Genomic DNA, 3147 nt, shown 5'->3' with positions numbered 1-3147 from the left:
TTGAGGGTTTATCGTTTTTGGAGTTACTTTATTTTACCACGGACTTTCTTCGCTTTCGTCTTCAATATCATTGCTAAAGAATTTTCCGTTTGGACCATTTTCATCCGTTAAAGTATGTTTTATAATAAAATTTGCAGCACTTTCTACACTTCCAGGTCCGCTGAAATGGTTAAAATCGGTTGCCGTGTAACCAGGATCTATAGCATTTACTTTAAAACCAAAATCTTTTAATTCATAAGCCAAAGTAACCGTAAAGGCATTTAAAGCAGTTTTTGAAGAAACATACGAAACCGCTTTTATAGCGTAATATTTCCACGTTGGATCGCTGTGTAATGTCAGTGAACCAAGTCCAGATGTAATATTGCTGATTCTAGGATTTTTAGATTTTTTAAGTAGTTCTACAAAGGTTTGAGTTACTCTTATTACACCAAAAAAATTGGTATCAAAAACCTGTTGAATATTATCGACTGAAGTAGTTGATGAATCTTGCGGTACATCTCCTAAAACCCCAGCATTATTAATTAAAACATCTAATTTTCCTTGCTCCTTTTCTATAATTTCTTTTGCTTTTAAAACACTTTCAGAATCTGTAACGTCAATTTGAATGGCCTTAATATTTTGAAAACCATTTTGAGTTAGTTCATTTACCACTTCCTCCCCTTTTTGAAGGTCTCGAGTTCCTAAATAAACGAATAATCCTTTTTTAGAAAGTTGTTTTGCTGTTTCTAAACCTATACTTCTATTGGCACCTGTAATTAATACTGAATCCATTTTTTTATCTTTTTAAATTATTGATTACAAAGTTGCATCGATTAAAAACAAAAACATTTGCCATATGACAAAAAGCGATTTTTAACGTATGTTTTTTCGAATTCTGCTTAAAGAAGATTGTGTAATGCCAAGATAAGAAGCCAAATAAGAAAGTGGAACACGATTGATTACATTAGGAAACATTTCCATAAAAGACAAATAACGTGTTGTAGCATCTTCAGAAACCAACGGACTTCTTCTAGAAACTTTCTGAATCAAAGCTTTATTGATGATTTTATGAACAATCTTATCCCAACCGATTATAGTATTTAGAAGATCTTCCCAATCTTTTTTAGAAAAAACAATCATTTTACAATCGGTAACCGCTTGGACATAAGCTGAAGAGCAAATGCTATTTTCGAAACTTTCTAAATCGACTACCAGATTATTTTCGTCTATAAAATATTTCGTAATTTCTTCTCCTTTGTTGTTGTAATAGCAAACTCTCATAATTCCGTCTACTATAAAACCAACTTCTACAGAAACTTTTCCTGCTTCAGAAAAATAATCTTCTTTTTTAATTTCTCTTTCTACGGCTTTACTTAAAATTAAATCAATCTGCTGCTGATTTAAACTGCCAAATTGCAATATATATGATACTAATTCTTTCATGCCCGAAAGTTAGGTATAAGTTTTAAATGGAAATTTGTCATATGGCAAAAAGAATAAAGTTTAAATCTAATTTCTTCAAATTTGAAAAAAATTAGATTAATTTTCTACTTTCACCTCAATAAAAAACTTTAAAAGATAAATGGATATACAAAAAGCTCAAAGTATTATAAATGAAGAGTTAGGAACTGATTTTGTGATATATGAAACTAGCGACTCTGAAAAGTATTCATTTGCTTTTTATAAACATAAAGATTACGAGTTAGATGATGACAGAGGTCGTTTAATTGGTGTTGGCCCTGTTGTTCTTATAAAAGAAACGGGAGTCTATAAATTATTAAGTTCGGGGGAAATAGTAATGGGAGATTATTTCGATCTTGAAGGAGAATCCGAAGATGAAAAAATTCCAGATTACGATGAAATCAAAGAGAATATTTTAAGACGTAATTACGTAAATTACGATGATGTATCTTTTTTAGCAGAAAATTGGAGAAATCAATTTGTAGATCACCGCATGTTTATTACAGGTTATAAAGGGATGGATTTTCGAAATTTTATACTCGTAGAATGTGAAAATAAAGATTTTATCAACTTTATAACTGAATATTGGAGAGATTTAAATTTGAGTTCTGAAATGGTTAGCGAGAGCAAAATTATGTTGAAAAGATCGAAATAATACGTTTAAAATAACTGGATTGGTCTTTTTGTTTATGCAATATATCTACAAAACCTTCAGGATATAAGAGATTCGTTGATTCTTTGTTGTCTTCATTGAACAAAAAAATATATTTTCGCTTGTGTCGTTCGTATTTTACATTATAAGCAGGCATTTCTATATTATAATACGCAGAAAGCCAATGTGCTATCCCAAAAAATAATCCTTCTATCTGGAAATCCATAAAATTAAAATCAATTGTGTGAATTTCAATTATTTTAGGACTTTTATCTGGAATAGAATCAGCTATCCATAAGATACCATTTTCGATCAATAACTTATTGCCATGAATGTATTGGTTTGTTTCGGGAATATTTAGTTTCAAAAACAGAAAATCGTTGATCTTTATGAGATCAGCTGTTTCATAGTTCTTTTCAATAATATTTCCCGTAAAACTAATATAGATTCTCCAACTGGTTTTAGACACTATAAAATGAGATTCGAAATCTGGCATAGATCAATTAAGATATTTTAATCAAAGATAGAATAAGATTACATCCCCGGCCAATACAAGAAATTAAATTTATGCCCATCCGGATCAGCAAAACCAAAAGTATAACCTAATTCGTAATTTTCAGGTTCAGAGAAAATAGTTCCTCCGGCTTTTTTAACCTTTTCGAGCCAGAGATCTACTTCTTCTCTACTGTCTGCAGATAGTGAAAATATAATTTCATTGTTTAATTCTGTATTAACTATTTTACCTTTTAGCGCCCATTCAAATCTTTTAGGTGTAAAAAAGTTAATGATGAAATTACTTTCTGAAAAAGTAAAACTAACCAGTTCACTTGTTTCTGTACCATTTTGTTTGAAACCTAAAGCAGTATAAAACGCTATTGTTTTTTCTATATTACGTGAGACAAGATTGCCCCATATCATTCGGGTTTTCATAATTTTTTATTTTAATTGAGTAGATAGTTTCTTAAAGTTAAGCAATTTATTTGAGACTTCCGTTTTAAAGATATTTCTTATATTAGCTTTTGATGAGACAGAATTTCGGTTAATAATTTTATTCT

5 protein-coding genes are annotated in these 3147 nt (G+C 30.0%); 1 reads left to right on the top strand and 4 read right to left on the bottom strand.

Annotated elements, in window-relative coordinates:
* Positions 1 to 33: 33 nt before the first annotated feature.
* Together VGE71_RS15670 and VGE71_RS15665 are read right to left on the bottom strand one after the other, a co-directional pair.
* On the bottom strand, positions 34 to 771 hold the full coding sequence (locus VGE71_RS15670) for an SDR family NAD(P)-dependent oxidoreductase (RefSeq protein ID WP_331139188.1): 738 nt from the start codon (positions 769 to 771) through the stop codon (positions 34 to 36).
* 81 nt (positions 772 to 852) lie between these two features.
* Positions 853 to 1422 carry a Crp/Fnr family transcriptional regulator gene (locus VGE71_RS15665; protein WP_331139187.1) on the bottom strand — a complete coding sequence of 190 codons (570 nt, stop codon included), beginning with the start codon at positions 1420 to 1422 and terminating at the stop codon, positions 853 to 855.
* Positions 1423 to 1561: 139 nt separating this feature from the next.
* Between VGE71_RS15665 and VGE71_RS15660 the strand changes: the two genes are divergently transcribed.
* Complete coding sequence (locus VGE71_RS15660) at positions 1562 to 2095, top strand: hypothetical protein (RefSeq protein WP_331139186.1); 534 nt, start codon at positions 1562 to 1564, stop codon at positions 2093 to 2095.
* Here VGE71_RS15660 and VGE71_RS15655 read toward each other — a convergent pair.
* Together VGE71_RS15655 and VGE71_RS15650 are read right to left on the bottom strand one after the other, a co-directional pair.
* Positions 2073 to 2588 carry a hypothetical protein gene (locus tag VGE71_RS15655; RefSeq protein WP_331139185.1) on the bottom strand — a complete coding sequence of 172 codons (516 nt, stop codon included), beginning with the start codon at positions 2586 to 2588 and terminating at the stop codon, positions 2073 to 2075. The genes VGE71_RS15660 and VGE71_RS15655 overlap by 23 nt on opposite strands.
* Before the next feature lie 38 nt (positions 2589 to 2626).
* The gene (locus VGE71_RS15650; RefSeq protein ID WP_331139184.1) at positions 2627 to 3022 is read right to left on the bottom strand and encodes a VOC family protein; all 396 of its coding nucleotides are present in this window, start codon (positions 3020 to 3022) and stop codon (positions 2627 to 2629) included.
* Between the last annotated feature and the right edge of the window lie 125 nt (positions 3023 to 3147).

The organism is Flavobacterium sp. (assembly GCF_036405015.1).
Lineage (GTDB): Bacteria > Bacteroidota > Bacteroidia > Flavobacteriales > Flavobacteriaceae > Flavobacterium.
Note: the sequence above shows the minus strand (reverse complement) of the source record. Positions and strands in the feature narration are given on the sequence as shown.

Excerpts from the sequence above, each read along its gene's own strand:
- VGE71_RS15670 (WP_331139188.1), bottom strand. The coding sequence starts at position 771 with ATGGATTCAGTATTAATTACAGGTGCCAATAGAAGTATAGGTTTAGAA.
- VGE71_RS15665 (WP_331139187.1), bottom strand. The coding sequence starts at position 1,422 with ATGAAAGAATTAGTATCATATATATTGCAATTTGGCAGTTTAAATCAG.
- VGE71_RS15660 (WP_331139186.1), top strand. The coding sequence starts at position 1,562 with ATGGATATACAAAAAGCTCAAAGTATTATAAATGAAGAGTTAGGAACT.
- VGE71_RS15655 (WP_331139185.1), bottom strand. The coding sequence starts at position 2,588 with ATGCCAGATTTCGAATCTCATTTTATAGTGTCTAAAACCAGTTGGAGA.
- VGE71_RS15650 (WP_331139184.1), bottom strand. The coding sequence starts at position 3,022 with ATGAAAACCCGAATGATATGGGGCAATCTTGTCTCACGTAATATAGAA.